Consider the following 15,162-nt stretch of genomic DNA (forward strand, 5'->3'; position numbering starts at 1 on the left):
GCATGATGTGCCTGTCTGTGATGGTCTGTAGTGCTGCGGTCGGGGCTGGGCTGGGCTTCGAAGCCGGATTCAGCCGCGCAAGCGAGTGCCGTTACCGACGATCAAGGCGCCCAGCACCAGCAATGCGGCCGCGCCCATGAATGTCGCGGCAATGCAAACGTGATCCAGCAGCAAGCCGCCCAAAGCGCCACCGACCATGATCGACAGCTGAATCGCCGCGACTAGCAAGCCGCCGCCACTTTCCGGGTCATCACTGACGCTTCTGCTGAGCCAGGTCGACCAGGCCACCGGAATCGCGGCGTTCAGCCCGCCCCAGCAAATCATCGCCACGGCAACGCCTGGCTTGAGGTGGCCGAACAGCAGCATCAACAGCGTCACCGCTGCCAGCAGCAATGGCAGCCAGCGCAACAGCGCATACATCCGCTCATTCACCAGCGCCGTACCCGCATAGGTGCCGGCAAAACCCGCGACCCCGAGCCCCAGCAAGAACAACGACAGCTGCGGGGTGGTCGCATGCGTGTAGGTTTCAAGGAACGGGCGAAAGTAGGTGAACGCCGAGAACGCACCGGCGAAGGTCAACATCACCGCCATCATGCCGAACGCCACGTGGCGACGACGCAGCAGCGCGAACAGTTGACGGACCGAGCCCGCCGACTTGGGCGGCATCGACGGAAGGCTGATCCACTGCCACAGCAGGTTGATCAGCACCAGCGGAACCAGCCCCCAGAACACGCCTCTCCAGCCGATGATGCCGCCCAGGTAGCTGCCGATGGGTGCCGCAAATGCCGTGGCAATGGCGTTGCCGGTGAAAATGATGCCGAGGGCCTTGGGCACGGTATCGGAAGGAACGAGCCGCATGACGGTCGCCGTGGACAGTGCCCAGAACCCGCCGATGGCGATCCCCAGCACGGCGCGCGCAATCATCAGGACCAGGAAGCTCGGCGCCTCGGCAATCAGGATCAGCGAGGCCAGCATCAGACTGGTCAAGCCGATCAACACGTACCGACGATCAATGCGCCCGGCGATGACCGACATGAACAGGCTGGTGAAGACGGCAAACAGTCCCGAAATCGAGATAGCCTGGCCGGCCATCCCCTGGGTCGCGCCGAGGTCCGAGGCAATCGGGGTCAGCAGACTGACCGGCATGAACTCGGAGGCGATCAGCATGGACACGCACATGGCCATCGCGCCCACGGCGCTCCACACACCCCGATCGGGGCTGGCGATTTCAGGTTCGGTTCTTTGTAACTCAGCAGTACGCATTAATACCCTCGACACGTGTCCGGCCCGTGCAATCGCCTCACGCCAGGGTGATGTGCGACGAGCGCCGGTTTTGATGGATTGAGTGGCGTCACGCTACAGACGACGTCAGCCCTCGCCTATCGGGGTGCGTGTGATGCGGTGATGAGCATTGCTCATTAATGAAGGAAAGCGGGAGCACCCTGTGGGACCGGCTTTAGCCGGGAGAGCGTCAGGCGTCCCGGTTGAGCCGTTGCAAATCACCCCAGCGGGGCAATGTCCCGGATCATGTCGATCAGGAGGCGCAGCCCCAGCGGTTGCTGGCGATAGCTGGAGTAGTAGATGTGGAACCCCGGACTTACGCACGCCCAGTCCTCAAGCACCAACTCAAGGGAACCGCTTTTCACGTAAGGCGCGAGGATCGGTTCAGCGGCGTATATCAGTCCACTGCCCTCGCAGGCCAGTGCAATCGCCATCCGCGTCTCGTCGAGAATCACGCCACCGAACACCGGGACCGCGAGCTGCAGGCCCTCTTTTTCGAACTCCCAGTCGTATATTTTGCCGGTGCCGACCTTGAACTTGAGGCAGCGATGTTGCTTCAGGTCTTCAGGGTGAACGGGAGTGCCCCATTTGCGCAGGTAGTCGGGCGTGCCGGCGACCACCCAGCGCACGTCCGGGGACAGGCGGTGCGCGATCATCCCTTCAGGCACCGTTGCGCCAAAGCGCATGCCGGCGTCGAAGCCGCCTTCCACGACATCGACCATGCTGTTGGAGATTGAAATATCCACTTCGATGTCCGGGTAACGCTCACCGAACAGCGGTAATACCGGCGCCAGCAGCAACAGCGCGGCATCGCTGAACACATTCAGCCTGATCCTCCCCGTCGGCTCGTCCCGATAGCGGTTGAGCACGTCCATCGCCTGGTCGATGCGGTCGATGGGTTCACGAATCGACGCCAGCAGCTCCTGACCGGCAGCGGTCAAGGTGACATTGCGGGTTGTCCGGTTCAGCAAGCGCACGCCAAGCCTGGCTTCCAGCGCCTTGATCGCATGACTGAGGGCCGACGGGCTGATGCCGACTTCCAATCCCGCACGGCTGAAACTCAAATGCCGGGCAACGGCCAGGAAGTACATGAAATCGGCGAGGTTGGCACGGGTGAGCTGCATCATCTACCTACGCAAGGGCGTCTCGAACGGCATGGGACGGGTTGATCCCGAACACGCGGATTGGGCGAGTATATCCGGGTTCGCCGCGCTCTTTGGATGAGCGCAGCTCATAAGTGAGCTGAGCATCACTCAGCAGTCAACGCGTGTCGGGTAAGGATCATCGGGAGGCCTCGTACTGGGCATCGGAAACGGGCTCCATCCATTCCACATTCTTGCCATCGAGAAATTCCTGGATCGCCATGTGGGTCATGCCTGTCTGTGCCGTGGCGCCGTGCCAATGCTTGACGCCCGGCGGCGTCCAGATGACGTCCCCCGGACGAATCACCTGTTTCTCCCCGCCTTGCTGCTGAACCCAGCCCGTGCCTGCGGTCACCACCAGCGTTTGCCCCAACGGGTGCGTGTGCCAGGCGGAACGCGCGCCGGGCCCGAACGTGACATAGGCCGCCGAGACCCGGGACGGCTCATTCGCGGAGACCAATGGATCGATGCGCACCGTGCCGACAAACATCGCCGGGCTCCCGAGAATCGAGGCTTGCGAGCCGTTCGGGACCAGCGTCATGGCGGGTGTGCTGTCGTCCGCCACAGCGTTGGCGACCATCAGCGTCATCGCCAGTGTCGAGAGTGCTGCAACTGCGTTCATGAGCGAGCTCCTGGGTGAAAGAGGTTTGGCCTTCAACCTAATTCACGCGTTACCGATGTACTACAGGGCCCTGTGACAAACAGCAGTGAGCGATGCTCATGAATCCCTGTTCGGAAATGCTGGCTGCTGTGCAGGTGCTCATAACTACGAGCGATGTTAGCCCTGGTCAGGGGTGGATAAATCAGACCGTTTCAAGTAATCGGCAATCGCCGCTAATGCCTGTGCCGGGGAGATGAGCGCGGTATCGACCGTGAAGGGTTCTCTATCCCAAGGCTCATAGTCATGGCTCATGACGGATTGCCAGGTGGGAGGCGCCAGCCCCGGGATATCGACCTGCCTGGTTTCCACCCTGCGTCGATGCTCCGTCCTGTCGGAACAGATGACCTGAAGATTCACCAATGGCGCGCCAGAGCGAGAGGATATGGCGCTCCACGCTCTGCGGCTTTCCATCACGGGATTCACACAGTCGACAACCACCGAGCCGCCCAAACCAAGGTTGCTGGCCGCCAACTCGTAGGCGATCAGATAACCCGTGCGACCCACATCCCCCGCAAAATCCGCCGAATCACGAAGGGCTTGTTCAATCGTATCGACGCGCACATATACGGCACCCAGCGTTGCGGTCAGGCCCTTGGCAATGGTCGTCTTACCGGTACCGGGGAGACCACTGAAGACAATGAGCATTTGAGACTCCCCATAGGATGTGCTGTTAAAGCAGGCTAATTTACTCATATGAGGGATGCCAACGCCGCTGGTGGTGTTCAAGATCAAATAAATCAGCCCCTTTGAATACAACATGCTGAGTTGAGCTCGCTGCCAAAGCTGCGCCACCCAGGAACCAGGAATGACACTGACCGCCTCCGCCCTCATCGATCTGGCCTTATCCAACCCGGTCAACGCTCAACTGGTCGAGCGACTGCCATTGCTCGGGCTCGACCAGACCCTGCTAACAGCAGGCTGCCTGTTTCAGGCGGTCTGGAATCGGATATCCGGTCGTCCGCCGGGCTGGGGAGTGAATGACTACGATGTATTCTATTTCGACGACGACCTTTCATGGGAAGCGGAAAACCGCGTCATCCTTGCTGCGCAGGCGCTCTTCCAGGATCTGGACGTCAAGGTGGAATTGCGCAACCAGGCGCGTGTGCACCTGTGGTTCGCAGCGCGGTTCGGCACTGAATACCCGCCGCTAGAATGCTCCAAGGATGGCATCGACCGTTTCCTCATTAGCTCGACCTGCGTTGGGTTGTGCCTCGACACTGCCAAGCTCTACGCGCCCCATGGGCTGAATGAGCTCGAACATGGGCTTCTGCGTATGAACCCGAACTTCCCGCAACCGGAGCAGTTCCGCAAAAAGGCGCAGAGCTATCAGGCACGCTGGGACTGGTTGCGTATTGTTTAGACCGGCCTTTGTTCCTAAAAGGGTCTGATGTATTTAGCTGCTGAATGCGCATGAATCAGAACCGATTGAGAGAGTAAGCAGCCCCTGCCTCTATCGTCGCGAGAAACCTGCGGGTCTGTCGGTTTGAGCGCAGTCGGACTACCCGGCATCCCGGTGGCGCCGTTGCGGCAAGTTGCTGCATCTTTTTCCGCGACACCTTGCGGGTCGTCCACATGAACCGGAATAACTCCCCAAGTTTGCCAAGCTGCTCCGGGCAATCCTCGGGAAGGTCTGGCCGAGTCCGTCCCCGGTGCCTCACAGCGCGGACCAGCACGCGCCAGAATCGCAGCGCCGTTGAACGATCAATCCATACCAGTAGATCCGCCCGGCCAATGCGGTGGGCCCACGTGGTCGAGTGTCCCCCTTCAAAAATCCACTGATCGCGGGCTTCAACCTCAAGACACAGGCGAGTCTTCTCCGCCGCGCTTCGCTCGACCCATCCAGGTTGCCAATGAATCGTGTCGATGTGAACGACGGGAATCCCGGTCAGCTGGCCCAATCTCCGAGCCAACGTGCTTTTGCCAGACCCCGGCTGCCCGACGATCATCACCCGCTGCATGTGAGCCCCCTCCTCGGCGAAAAAACTGGCTGAAGTTTAAAGATGTTTGAGGGGATCTGACCTGCTTAATGCTCTGGAACCGCCGAAGAACTGGCTGCAGATTTAAACAAAGACGATCCTTTTGAAAAACATGACGTCAATTTACCGACTACCAACCGACGTGCTAATTCACAAAAAATCCAAAAGCGTCATATTCCCGACGAAATGCACTGAACCGCCATTGCCTTCTGCCATCACCACCCCTCAAAATCGCCACACACCCGCTGTCCCGCGCCGTGATTTGCCTGAAAGGAATGTGAGCAATGAAGAGCATTTTTGTGGTTGTAATGACGATGTGTTCCGGTGCGGAAGGATGTCTGGACGAGAGCCAGCCGACCGCGTATTCGAGCCGGGCGGAGTGCATGGAGAGTGTTGCCGTGATGCCGACCCGAAAGGGCATCAAATACCGCTGTTCGTCGGTGCCACAGGTGTTGATCACCCAGCAGCGCCGCGCCACCCAGAACCACCTGGTGACCAACTCCGCCGAAGCGTCTGTCCGCCCTTGAGCGACAGCGCCGGGCCGGGGATAACCCGGCCCGGCGCAGTTCATTCCTGCAGCAGATGATTCAGCCCGCCGCAACCACTGTGATTTCCACCAGCAAATCCGGCGCTGCCAGACGTGATTCCACGGTGGCCCGCGCGGGTGCTTGCCCTTCCGGTGCCCAAGCGTCCCAGACTTCATTCATGCCGGCGAAATTCGCCGCGATGTCCGAGAGCCAGACCTGGGCGGTGAGAATCCGCGTCTTGTCCAGGCCGGCTTTGGCCAGGTAGTTGTCGATTTTCTCCAGCACTTGCGCGGTCTGACCTTTGATGTCGAGGGAGCGGTCCGTTGCGGTCTGGCCGCCGAGGAAGGTAAAGCCATTGCACTGCACGACACGGCTCATGCGTTGGTTGGTTTCGATACGGTTGATTTCCAGCATGTGAACTCCTGATGTGGTGGGAGGGTGTGAGGAATTAACGGGCAACTAAAGGTAAGTGTGTCGGGATGTGGGAGCCGCTTGAACGCGTCTCATCGAGCCTTGCGGTATCAAAACGTCCTATGTCGAACGCCTCCAGCGAAATGTCCGAGTGCTCGCCAAGGATCTGCTGCGCCAGACGCTTGCCGGTGCCGGGGCCCATCTGGAAACCGCTGCCGCAGAAGCCGAACGAATAACTGAGATGGCTGGCTCTGCGGCTGGCGCCAATCACCGGCAAGTCGTCAGCGGTAAACGCTTCGACGCCGGCCCAGACCCGGTTGACGCCCAGGTGCTTGAGGTGGGGAAACAGGTCGGTGACGGTCCTCGCGCTGATGCCCAGGCGCGCCAGATCGACCTCACCATGGCGCGCCGGGAAATCCACACTGCCAATCAGCTTGCCGCCAATCACCACCGTGCCGTTGGCGAATTGCTTGAACGACAGCGAGCGACCGGTCGCCCCCAGCACCGGCGCGCAAAACGGCGCGACGCGGTGAGTGACCATCAGCATCAGGCCCTCGGGATGAGCCGGCACCGATTCGCCGACTTGTTCTGCCAGCTCCCTCGCCCAGGCACCGGCGGTGATCACCAGATGCCCGGCGCTGAATACTCCGGCGGGCGTGGTGACCTGCCACCCGCTGCCGCGTTGCTCGATGCGCTGCGCCGGCGTCGTTTCAAGCACCTTCACGCCGAGCTTCTCTGCGGCCAGCCGAAAACTCGTCACGGTTTTGTAGGGAATGGCGTAGCCGTCATCCTTGACCCAGATGCCGCCCACCACATGCCGGGCGACGGTGGGAATGATTTCAAATACCTGTTGGGCGTCGATCAGCACTTCATGGGTGAAACCCCGTCGCTGCAAGTGCTCGACGCGCTGGCGGCACTCGTCGAGTTCTGCAGCGGTTTCCGCGAGCTTGAGCTGGCCGCTGGGCACGAAACCGCCGTCGTCGCCCAGCGTCTGGACAAGGTCATGCCAGAGATCGCGGGACGACAGCGCCAGCGGGATTTCCGCCTCGTGACGGCCCAGGGTTCGAACCCCGCCCGCGTTGACCCCGGAGGCATGACGGCCGCAGTAATCAGCTTCCAGCACCGTCACCTCAACGCCGCGCTGGGCCAGATGCAGTGCAGTGCTCAAGCCATGGATGCCGCCGCCTATCACCAGCACGTCGCTGTGTCTTGCCCGCGCCTCACTCACCGGCCAGTTCCCCCAGGGTGATGGGCTTGATCGGCGGACGAATGCGGTAGTAACCCACTTCCGCCGCCGACACGCCGCGAGCCTCGGCGATCACTTCCGTCACCGTCAGCCCGCACATCCTCCCCTGACAGGGACCCATGCCGCAGCGACCAAACGATTTGGCCTGGTTGGGTCCGGCGCAGCCCAGGGCGATGAACTTACGCAGGTCCCCCGCCGTGACTTCCTCGCAGCGGCAGACGATGACCTCATCGGCGGGAATGCGGTTCGCTTCCTTCGGCTGATACAGAGCATCGAGAAACGGCCGAATACGCAGGTTCAACGCCAGCTTCTCGCGCAATCCATCGGCTCGCTGATCACGCTGACCCGCATCCAGCGTGCCCAGCCGTCGGGCAATGCCCAGCGCCGCCAACTCGCCCTGCACGGCCGCGGCCTGAGCCCCGCCGATGCCGGCGCCGTCACCGGCGACGAACATCCCCGGCACGTCCAGCTCACCCCAGGGATCGATCACCGGGCTGAAGCACAGTTGGTCCACATCCCAGTGATGGCGTGCGCGCAACGACTGGCTGAATTGAATGTTCGGCACCACGCCTTGATGCAGCAGTATGCAGCGCGCGGCGATACGCTGAGCCTGGCCGCCGACGGTGAAGGTCAACGCAGTGGCGGCTTCGTCACCCTCGATCGCCAGTTGCTCGGCGCCGGTGTGGTGCGGGATGCGCGCGCTGCGCAGACTGCGCATCAGCTCCAGCCCCTTGCGCAAATACGGCCAGGCACGCAACGCTGCGAACAGATGCCGCCGTGCGCGCCAGTAATCTTCAGGGCGCGTGGTGTCGACCAAGGCCTTGATCGGTACGCCCGCGCGCAGGTATTGCCAGCCCAGCAGGTACAACAGCGGGCCGCAGCCGGCCAGTACCACCGGCTCGGTCGGCGCGAGACCTGCGCTTTTCAGCAGAATCTGCGCGGCGCCTGCGCTCATCACGCCGGGCAAGGTCCAGCCCGGAATCGGAAACGGTCGTTCCATCGCCCCGGTCGCAAGCAACACCGCCTTGGCCTGCAGCGTGCGCAGACGCCCGTCACGCAGGTAGCTGACCTGGTGATCCCGGGTCACTTGCCAGACCGCCGCGCCTTTTTCATAGCGCACCGATGACGACGCCAGGGCCTGAGCCAGCACGTTGCCGTGGGCGTAATCCGCGCCGAGCAGGTCTCGTCTGGACAGCGGCGCAAGGGTGATCCCGCGATAAATCTGTCCGCCCGGGCTGCCCTGCTCGTCGAGCAACACCACCTGCAAGCCAAGCCCGGCCAGGGCCACGGCGCCTGCCATGCCGGCGGCACCTGCGCCCACGACCACCACGTCCACAGCCTCCACGCCACCGCCAAAATGATCACTCATGACTGCACCTCGACGGTCTGCACACTGGCGGTTTGCTCATTGCCGGTTTGCACGTTGCCGGCCTGAAAAATCAGGTCCCGTGCGCCTTCCTGGGAGCGGATGCGCATGCCCTGCGCCACTTCGATCAGGCAGCTCTGGCGATTGGGCACGCCGTCGATGTCCACCAGGCACTCGAAGCACACGCCCATCATGCAATACGGCGCCCGGGGCGATTCGCTCACCGGCGTCGCGCGGAAACGGTTGACGCCCGACATGAGCAGTGCCGCTGCCACGCTGATGCCCGCCGGCACCTCAAAGGCTTGATCGTTGAAGCTGAGGCTGACAGTTCGCGTCGACCTGACTTCACTCGTGACCGGTTGAAACAGCGGATCAGTGCACATGGGAAAACACCTTGTCAGTCAGGAAACGCTCGCCGGCGAACGCGCCGAGCTCGTCAGGCATGGCGCCACCCATCACCCACGGCGCGATGCGCAGGGCGTGGGCAGCGGCCAGGGTCACGCCACTGTGGCAGGTCACCACAAAGGCGCCCGGGTGGCTGGCCGATTGCTGATAAATGGGGAAGCCGTCGGGGCTCAGGACGCGCAGCGCCGCCCAGGCCCGGATGAGCCGCACCTCCCGCAACAGCGGAAACGTCGCGACCCCACGCCGGGCGATGGCTTCGAGCACCTGGGTGGAGGTGCTGTCGTCGTAACCCACCTCCTCCATGGAGTCGCCCAGCTGAACGGTGCCTTCGTCGGTTTGCCGGACATGGACCGTCGGGTGGTCGAGAAACGGCCGGACCCGCTCGCTCACCAGGACTTGGCCACGATTGGGTGCCACCGGCGCATGCAGGCCCACTTGCCGGGCCAGCCCTGGATTGCCCAGTCCGGCAGCGAGCACCACTCTTGGCGCGATGAAGCGTTGATGGCCGGCGGTGACGCAGAACTCGCCGGTGGCGCCGTCGATGCGATCCACCTGAATGCCGCCGTAAAACCGCGCGCCTTTGGCCTGGGCCGAGGTGTGCAGCGCGCGCAACAGCTTCAATGGATTGACGTGGCCGTCCAGGGGGGTGTAGCTGGCGCCCACCACAGACGGGCCGATCAACGGCAGTCGCGCTTTGAGCTCAGCGGCGTCGAGCATCTGGAACGGGTATTCGCCGAGGGCGTCCTGCAGGGTTTGTAGGCGCGATTGCCGCTCGATCAACTCCTCGTCGTTGAAGCACATATGGAAGCCACCGGGCTGGTGGAGCTGCACGTCCACGCCGCTGTCGGCCATCAGCGCCCGAGCGAAGTCAGGCCAGCGGGTCGCCGACGACTGCGTCCAGCGCGAATAGTCCGGCAGGTCGTGGCCCTTGCCCTGGACCCAGACCAGCCCGAAATTGCCCCGCGAGGCGCGAAACGCATCGTCGCCCTGGTCAAGCACCACGGTGTCGGCGCCGCTGCGGGCCAGGCCGTAAGCGACTGCCGTGCCCACCAGCCCTCCGCCGATGACGATCACGTCCGACTGAATGTCCCTTTGTGTGCCCTGGCTCATTTGCCTTCTCCGATCAACACCCGGTCCAATCCGACCATTCGGTCCAATATCAGCATCAGCAGCAACGTGCCGACGATCAGCACCGTTGAAACCGCCGTGATCAGCGGGTCGATGGTCTGGGAAATCTGGTTGTACATCGCCACCGGCAGCGTGGTGGTGCCGGGGGTGGCGACGAACACGGTCATGGTCAGTTCGTCGAAGCTCTGGATGAACGCGAGCATCCAGCCACCGACCACGCCGGTGCGAATCCGCGGCAGCACCACCCGGTAAAACGCCGTCCAGCGACTGGCGCCCAGGGACAGCGCCGCTTGCTCGATGTCGCGCTCAAGACCGATGGTGGAGGCCAGCGTGAGGCGCAGCGCATAGGGCAGCACGACAATCACATGGGTCAGGGTCAGTGCCCAGAACGAGCCGCCGATCTGTGCCAGGGAAAAGAAGCGCAGGAACGCGATGCCCAGCACCACCGATGGAATCATCAGCGGCGACAGTAGAAACCCGGTCACCGCGCCACGACCGGGAAAGTCATAACGGCTGATGGCCAGCGCCGCCGGAATCGCCAGCAGTGCAGCGATGGTCGCCGAGGCCAGGCCGAGTTTGATCGACAAGGCGAAGGCGTCGAGCATTTCCTGGTTGTCCGCCAGCGCGCGGAACCACCGTAGTGACAGGCCCTCGGTGGGCAGCGACAGGTAGCCCTTGCTGGTGAACGCCATGGCCATCACCACCACCAGCGGCGCGACGATGAAGGTGACGAACAGGGCATGGAACAGCAGCGAGAAAAATCCGTTCTTGTGCATGGTCGGCTACTCGAAGACTTGCTTGAACCGGCGCTCGGCCAGTTTGCTGCAACCCAGAATGATGATCAGATTCGCCAGCAGCAGGAGCATCGCGATGGCCGCGCCGAGGGGCCAGTTGAGGGTGCCGAGGAACTCGTCGTAAGCGGCCGTGGCCACCACTTTCAGGCGCCGACCGCCGATGATCGCCGGGGTGGCGAAGGCCGAGGCGGCCAGGGCAAAAACGATGATCGAGCCGGACAAAACGCCGGGCATGATCTGCGGCAGGATGATCCGGCGGAACACCGTCAGCCGCGACGCGCCGAGGGACAGGCCCGCCCACTCGACCTGAAGGTCCAGCCGTTGCAGGGTTGCCCAGAGCGCAATGACCATGAACGGCACCAGCACATGGGTCAGCGCAATGATCACACCGACCTGGGTGAACAGCATTTTCACCGGTTGATCGGTGATGCCCAGGGCTTGCAGCGCATCGTTGATCAGGCCGTTGTTGCCCAGCAGAATCGCCCAGCCCAGGGTCCGCACCACCACGGAAATCAGCAGCGGCCCCAGCACCACCAGCAGGAACAGCGACCGCCAGCGCGGTGCCATGCGCGCAATGATGATGGTTTCCGGGATGCCCAACAGCACGCACAAAACCGTGACGGCCAGCGCCATGCCGCCGGTGCGCAGGAAAATCTCGTGAAAGTAATCGTCCTTGAACACCTCCAGGTAATTGCCAAGGCTGTAGCTCTGCACCACGCCCTCGGTGTCGCTGAACAGGTTCAACGACAGCACGGCGGTCAGCAGCAAGGGCGCCAGCAACAGCGCGATGAACACCAGTAACGCCGGCCCGCTGAGTAACCAGGGCGCCACGCCCACCCGTTCGGCGTCATACCTGGCCATGGGCGACCTCCCGGTCGAGCAGACGCAGGTCGTCGTCGGACCAGTCCAGCCCGACCTCACTGCCCTCCTCCGGCGGCGGCGTGCCGAGATTCGGCAGGGTCATGTGCACCAGCCCCAGGCGACTTTCCACCGCCATCAACCATAGGTTGCCGAGGAACACCCGCAGCCGGACGCGCCCGGAAAACCGCCCGCTGCCCACCGCGACCAAGCGGATTTTTTCCGGGCGAATGTAGACGTTGACGTCATTGCCCAGCGCGCGGTCTTCGTGGGGCACGTGCATCAGTGTGTCGTGGACCTGCACATGGCAGCATCGGTCGTTGCGCAATTGCACCGCGCCGGCAAAGGCGTTGGTCTTGCCGAGGAACGCCGACGCGAAGGGCGAATGGGGCCGCTCGTAGGCTTCGAACGGCGTGTCGATCTGCACGATGCGGCCCTTCTGCATCACCGCAATGCGATCGCTCATGGTCATCGCTTCGACCTGATCGTGGGTCACCAGAATGGTGGTGATGCCCAACTCGCGCTGAATCGCCCGCAGCTCGATGTGCATCTCTTCGCGCAGCTTGGCGTCGAGGTTGGACATCGGCTCGTCGAGCAGCAGGAGGTTCGGCCGGATCGCCAGGGCGCGGGCAATCGCCACACGCTGGCGCTGGCCGCCCGAAAGCGCTTTCGGGTAGCGCTCACCGAGGCCGGCCAGCCGCACCAGGTCCAGTGCCTCGTCGACCCGCTTGCCGCGCTCGGCCTTGGGCACGCCGCGCATTTCCAGGCCGAAGCTGATGTTCTGCGCCACGGTCATGTGCGGAAACAACGCATAGCTCTGGAAGACGATGCCCAGCCCGCGCTGTTCGGGGCGCACGTGGGTGATGTCGCGGCCGTCGAGGACGATGCGGCCTTCGGTGGGCTGCACGAAGCCTGCGATGGACTGCAGGGTGGTGGTCTTGCCGCACCCGGACGGGCCGAGCAAGGCGATGAACTCGCCGTGCCGGACTTCCAGGTTCAAACCGTCAATGGCCCTGAATGTGCCGTAGGTCTTGACGATGCCTTCGAGGGTGAGAAATGCCATGGGCGTGCCACGCAGGCGGACCTGCGTCTCCAGAAGGATGCTCGGGGAGATCGGCTGGTAGGTCGATCAGCGACTGTCAGTCAGCGCAAGCGATCGGTGACCCTAGCGCTCGACGGTGCGGTTCCAGCGCGTGGTCCACTCGCTGCGCTGCGGGTTGATGGATTCCCAATCGACCTTGATCAGCGCGTTGACCTTCTCCGGCCCGTACGGCATGCGCGCGGCGACATCATCCGGCAGCTTGACGGTCTGGTTGACCGGCGCAAAACCATTCTCCCGCGCCTGGATTTCCTGCACTTCTGGTGACAGCACGTACTGAATGAACGCCTGGGCCAGCTCGGATTGCGCGTTGGGGGTCACGCTGCACGCGGCGACCTGCAGTGCGATGCCGCCTTCCTTCGGGTAGATGAATTTGAGCGGAAAGCCGGTGCCCTGCAACGCCACGGCCCGACCGCTGCCGTACACCGCCATGACGATGTCGCCGTTCTGCATCATGCCGTCCATCTCGCCCGGGGCCGAGACCCACGCCAGCACGTTGGGGCCGATTTCATCCTTCAGCGCCTTGAAGCCGGGGTCGATGTTTTTCTCGCCGCCGCCCCTCAGCCGGGCCATTTCCACCAGTGTGTGCAGGCCATAGGTATTGGTCACCGGCGGCATGCCGAGCAGCTGCTTGAAGCGTGGGTCGGTGAGGTTTTCCCAGGAATCCGGTGCCGCCCAGCCGCGCTTCTTGAAGGCCTCTTCGTTGTAGCCGATGCCGGTGGCCACCACGCCAATCCCCGTGGCCTCCGGGCTCAGCCGCGCCAGCGGATAAAGGTCCTTGTAGATCGGCGCGTCAGTGAGCTTCTCGCACAAGCCCATCTGCAACGCCTGATACATCGGTCCGTCGTCCATCATCGCGACGTTGATCTGCTGACGGCCTTTCTGCGCCTGCAGCTTGGCCAGCGTTTCCGTGGAGTTACCGGCGACGTAGACGACTTTGACGTTGTGTTGCTTTTCGAAGGCCGGGATGACGCGGTTCTTGTACATCTGCTCGGTGGAGCCGCCGACGCCGGCCACGTACAGCGTGGTCTCGGCGAAGGCCGGCGCACTTCCCATGGCGGCGAGCGTCAGGGCAATGGCCACGGCACTGCGATGGAAGGGACGAAACGGTCGTGCTGCTGAGGGAAGGTCAAGGCTATTCACAGACTATCTCCGAAGTGCATGGGGGCAGATCGAACAATGCGTCAGTCGCTTCGGCATGAACCGAAGCCTTGCATGCAGCGTGCATGCTCCCGGCGAGTCCATCGCGGGGTGGCGCATCTTCATGTGCGCTATGGGTGGCGGGTTCGAGTATTGCGACGGGGCGTCCATATGGTCAAATACGGATATACGGCTTAGTTATTCATATTTGATATGGAGCGCGACATGAACCTGAGACAGATCGAAGCCTTCCGCAGCGTCATGCGCCTGGGCTCCATGACCGCCGCCGCCGAGGTGTTGTTTACCTCGCAGCCCAACATCAGCCGGCTGATCGCACAACTGGAACTCAGCACCGGGCTGACCCTGTTCAAGCGCGCCGGCGTCAGGTTGATTCCGACCCAGGAAGGTCAGGCGTTTTTTCAGGAGGTCGAGCGCGCCTATGTCGGGCTGGACAGCCTCAAGCTGTCGGCGAAGAACATCCGCAATCTGGGGACGGGGCGCTTGCGGGTGGCGGCGGTGCCGTCGACCGGGCTGAGCATGATTCCCCGAGTGCTGAAGGCGTTCACCGAGACGCGACCGGAGCTGACCGTGTCCCTCCACGTGAACTCCTCGCCCACTGTTGAGCAGTGGGTGAAGTCGCAGTTCTGCGACGTGGGGATTGTGGTGCACCCCGGCGATGTCGATAGTCAGCAGATCGAGCTGCTCAGCGAAGTGGCGGCGGTCTGCGTGCTGCCGGCGGCTCATCCATTGGCGAGCCAAAAAGAAATCACCTTCACCGACCTGGAAGGCGAAACCTTTGTGTCGCTGTGCCATGGCGACGGCACCCGGGCGCTGGTGGACGGCCTGTTCGAGCAGGCGGGCGTGGAGCGGGTCATGACCGTGGAGGCGCAGTACAGCGCGATCAATTGCGAGATGGTGGCACTGGGCATGGGCATCACCCTCGCCCACCCGCTGGTGGCCCGGGATTTTCGCCACCGCGACATCGTCATCCGCCCGTTCGTGCCACAGATCCTCTTCCCCACCTACGTCATGTGGGCACCCGCCCAGACGCGGACGAAATTGTCCGAAGAATTCGTTGATACGCTCAAGGCGTTCTACCGGAACATCGTTTTTTAGGGCTGAATGCGG

General features: G+C 62.8%; 17 protein-coding genes. 3 read left to right on the forward strand and 14 right to left on the reverse strand.

What is annotated here, in order from left to right; genetic code table 11:
• Positions 1-69 precede the first annotated feature (69 nt).
• The 4 genes from FX982_RS19820 to FX982_RS19835 form a co-directional block, all read right to left on the reverse strand.
• Positions 70-1,263, reverse strand: coding sequence for an MFS transporter (locus tag FX982_RS19820; protein WP_172612188.1), 1,194 nt, complete (start codon positions 1,261-1,263; stop codon positions 70-72).
• A 236-nt stretch (positions 1,264-1,499) separates the two neighbouring features.
• The gene (locus FX982_RS19825; protein ID WP_172613114.1) at positions 1,500-2,405 is read right to left on the reverse strand and encodes a LysR family transcriptional regulator; all 906 of its coding nucleotides are present in this window, start codon (positions 2,403-2,405) and stop codon (positions 1,500-1,502) included.
• Between the two features lie 157 nt (positions 2,406-2,562).
• On the reverse strand, positions 2,563-3,045 hold the full coding sequence (locus FX982_RS19830) for a (R)-mandelonitrile lyase (RefSeq protein WP_172612189.1): 483 nt from the start codon (positions 3,043-3,045) through the stop codon (positions 2,563-2,565).
• A gap of 156 nt (positions 3,046-3,201) precedes the next feature.
• Positions 3,202-3,729, reverse strand: coding sequence for an AAA family ATPase (locus FX982_RS19835; RefSeq protein WP_172613115.1), 528 nt, complete (start codon positions 3,727-3,729; stop codon positions 3,202-3,204).
• 160 nt (positions 3,730-3,889) lie between these two features.
• On the opposite strand from FX982_RS19835, the gene FX982_RS19840 reads away from it, so the two are divergent.
• Entirely contained in the window at positions 3,890-4,444 is a 555-nt protein-coding gene (locus tag FX982_RS19840) for a nucleotidyltransferase family protein (protein WP_172612190.1), read from the forward strand.
• Between the two features lie 55 nt (positions 4,445-4,499).
• On the opposite strand, the gene FX982_RS24585 is transcribed toward FX982_RS19840, so the two are convergent.
• Positions 4,500-5,042 carry an AAA family ATPase gene (locus tag FX982_RS24585; RefSeq protein ID WP_254074831.1) on the reverse strand — a complete coding sequence of 181 codons (543 nt, stop codon included), beginning with the start codon at positions 5,040-5,042 and terminating at the stop codon, positions 4,500-4,502.
• A 302-nt stretch (positions 5,043-5,344) separates the two neighbouring features.
• Between FX982_RS24585 and FX982_RS19845 the strand changes: the two genes are divergently transcribed.
• Entirely contained in the window at positions 5,345-5,587 is a 243-nt protein-coding gene (locus FX982_RS19845; RefSeq protein WP_172612191.1) for a hypothetical protein, read from the forward strand.
• Between the two features lie 60 nt (positions 5,588-5,647).
• Here FX982_RS19845 and FX982_RS19850 read toward each other — a convergent pair whose 3' ends face one another.
• The 9 genes from FX982_RS19850 to FX982_RS19890 form a co-directional block, all read right to left on the reverse strand.
• Entirely contained in the window at positions 5,648-5,998 is a 351-nt protein-coding gene (locus tag FX982_RS19850) for a RidA family protein (protein ID WP_438826341.1), read from the reverse strand.
• 37 nt (positions 5,999-6,035) lie between these two features.
• Positions 6,036-7,196, reverse strand: a complete 1,161-nt coding sequence (locus FX982_RS19855; RefSeq protein ID WP_254074832.1) for an NAD(P)/FAD-dependent oxidoreductase — start codon at positions 7,194-7,196, stop codon at positions 6,036-6,038.
• Positions 7,197-7,218: 22 nt separating this feature from the next.
• The gene (locus FX982_RS19860; protein WP_172612194.1) at positions 7,219-8,613 is read right to left on the reverse strand and encodes an NAD(P)/FAD-dependent oxidoreductase; all 1,395 of its coding nucleotides are present in this window, start codon (positions 8,611-8,613) and stop codon (positions 7,219-7,221) included.
• Positions 8,610-8,993 carry a (2Fe-2S)-binding protein gene (locus FX982_RS19865; RefSeq protein ID WP_172612195.1) on the reverse strand — a complete coding sequence of 128 codons (384 nt, stop codon included), beginning with the start codon at positions 8,991-8,993 and terminating at the stop codon, positions 8,610-8,612. The genes FX982_RS19860 and FX982_RS19865 overlap by 4 nt, the downstream gene beginning before the upstream one ends.
• Positions 8,983-10,125 (reverse strand): NAD(P)/FAD-dependent oxidoreductase, encoded by a 1,143-nt coding sequence (locus FX982_RS19870; protein WP_172612196.1) that lies wholly within the window; start codon positions 10,123-10,125, stop codon positions 8,983-8,985. The genes FX982_RS19865 and FX982_RS19870 overlap by 11 nt, the downstream gene beginning before the upstream one ends.
• Entirely contained in the window at positions 10,122-10,919 is a 798-nt protein-coding gene (locus FX982_RS19875) for an ABC transporter permease (protein WP_172612197.1), read from the reverse strand. The genes FX982_RS19870 and FX982_RS19875 overlap by 4 nt, the downstream gene beginning before the upstream one ends.
• 6 nt (positions 10,920-10,925) lie before the next feature.
• Entirely contained in the window at positions 10,926-11,798 is an 873-nt protein-coding gene (locus tag FX982_RS19880; RefSeq protein WP_172612198.1) for an ABC transporter permease, read from the reverse strand.
• A complete protein-coding gene (locus tag FX982_RS19885) occupies positions 11,785-12,858 on the reverse strand; it encodes an ABC transporter ATP-binding protein (protein ID WP_122537026.1) in 1,074 nt (357 codons plus the stop codon). The genes FX982_RS19880 and FX982_RS19885 overlap by 14 nt, the downstream gene beginning before the upstream one ends.
• Positions 12,859-12,960: 102 nt before the next feature.
• A complete protein-coding gene (locus tag FX982_RS19890; protein ID WP_254074833.1) occupies positions 12,961-14,037 on the reverse strand; it encodes an ABC transporter substrate-binding protein in 1,077 nt (358 codons plus the stop codon).
• A 222-nt stretch (positions 14,038-14,259) separates the two neighbouring features.
• Between FX982_RS19890 and FX982_RS19895 the strand changes: the two genes are divergently transcribed.
• Complete coding sequence (locus FX982_RS19895; protein ID WP_122537025.1) at positions 14,260-15,150, forward strand: LysR substrate-binding domain-containing protein; 891 nt, start codon at positions 14,260-14,262, stop codon at positions 15,148-15,150.
• Positions 15,151-15,162: the final 12 nt, after the last annotated feature.

Origin of the sequence: Pseudomonas graminis, assembly GCF_013201545.1 — a bacterium.
Classification (GTDB): domain Bacteria; phylum Pseudomonadota; class Gammaproteobacteria; order Pseudomonadales; family Pseudomonadaceae; genus Aquipseudomonas.

Excerpts from the sequence above, each read along its gene's own strand:
- FX982_RS19865 (WP_172612195.1), bottom strand. The coding sequence starts at position 8,993 with ATGTGCACTGATCCGCTGTTTCAACCGGTCACGAGTGAAGTCAGGTCG.
- FX982_RS19860 (WP_172612194.1), bottom strand. The coding sequence starts at position 8,613 with ATGAGTGATCATTTTGGCGGTGGCGTGGAGGCTGTGGACGTGGTGGTC.
- FX982_RS19825 (WP_172613114.1), bottom strand. The coding sequence starts at position 2,405 with ATGCAGCTCACCCGTGCCAACCTCGCCGATTTCATGTACTTCCTGGCC.
- FX982_RS19870 (WP_172612196.1), bottom strand. The coding sequence starts at position 10,125 with ATGAGCCAGGGCACACAAAGGGACATTCAGTCGGACGTGATCGTCATC.
- FX982_RS24585 (WP_254074831.1), bottom strand. The coding sequence starts at position 5,042 with ATGCAGCGGGTGATGATCGTCGGGCAGCCGGGGTCTGGCAAAAGCACG.
- FX982_RS19830 (WP_172612189.1), bottom strand. The coding sequence starts at position 3,045 with ATGAACGCAGTTGCAGCACTCTCGACACTGGCGATGACGCTGATGGTC.
- FX982_RS19820 (WP_172612188.1), bottom strand. The coding sequence starts at position 1,263 with ATGCGTACTGCTGAGTTACAAAGAACCGAACCTGAAATCGCCAGCCCC.
- FX982_RS19880 (WP_172612198.1), bottom strand. The coding sequence starts at position 11,798 with ATGGCCAGGTATGACGCCGAACGGGTGGGCGTGGCGCCCTGGTTACTC.
- FX982_RS19835 (WP_172613115.1), bottom strand. The coding sequence starts at position 3,729 with ATGCTCATTGTCTTCAGTGGTCTCCCCGGTACCGGTAAGACGACCATT.
- FX982_RS19840 (WP_172612190.1), top strand. The coding sequence starts at position 3,890 with ATGACACTGACCGCCTCCGCCCTCATCGATCTGGCCTTATCCAACCCG.
- FX982_RS19885 (WP_122537026.1), bottom strand. The coding sequence starts at position 12,858 with ATGGCATTTCTCACCCTCGAAGGCATCGTCAAGACCTACGGCACATTC.
- FX982_RS19895 (WP_122537025.1), top strand. The coding sequence starts at position 14,260 with ATGAACCTGAGACAGATCGAAGCCTTCCGCAGCGTCATGCGCCTGGGC.
- FX982_RS19875 (WP_172612197.1), bottom strand. The coding sequence starts at position 10,919 with ATGCACAAGAACGGATTTTTCTCGCTGCTGTTCCATGCCCTGTTCGTC.
- FX982_RS19845 (WP_172612191.1), top strand. The coding sequence starts at position 5,345 with ATGAAGAGCATTTTTGTGGTTGTAATGACGATGTGTTCCGGTGCGGAA.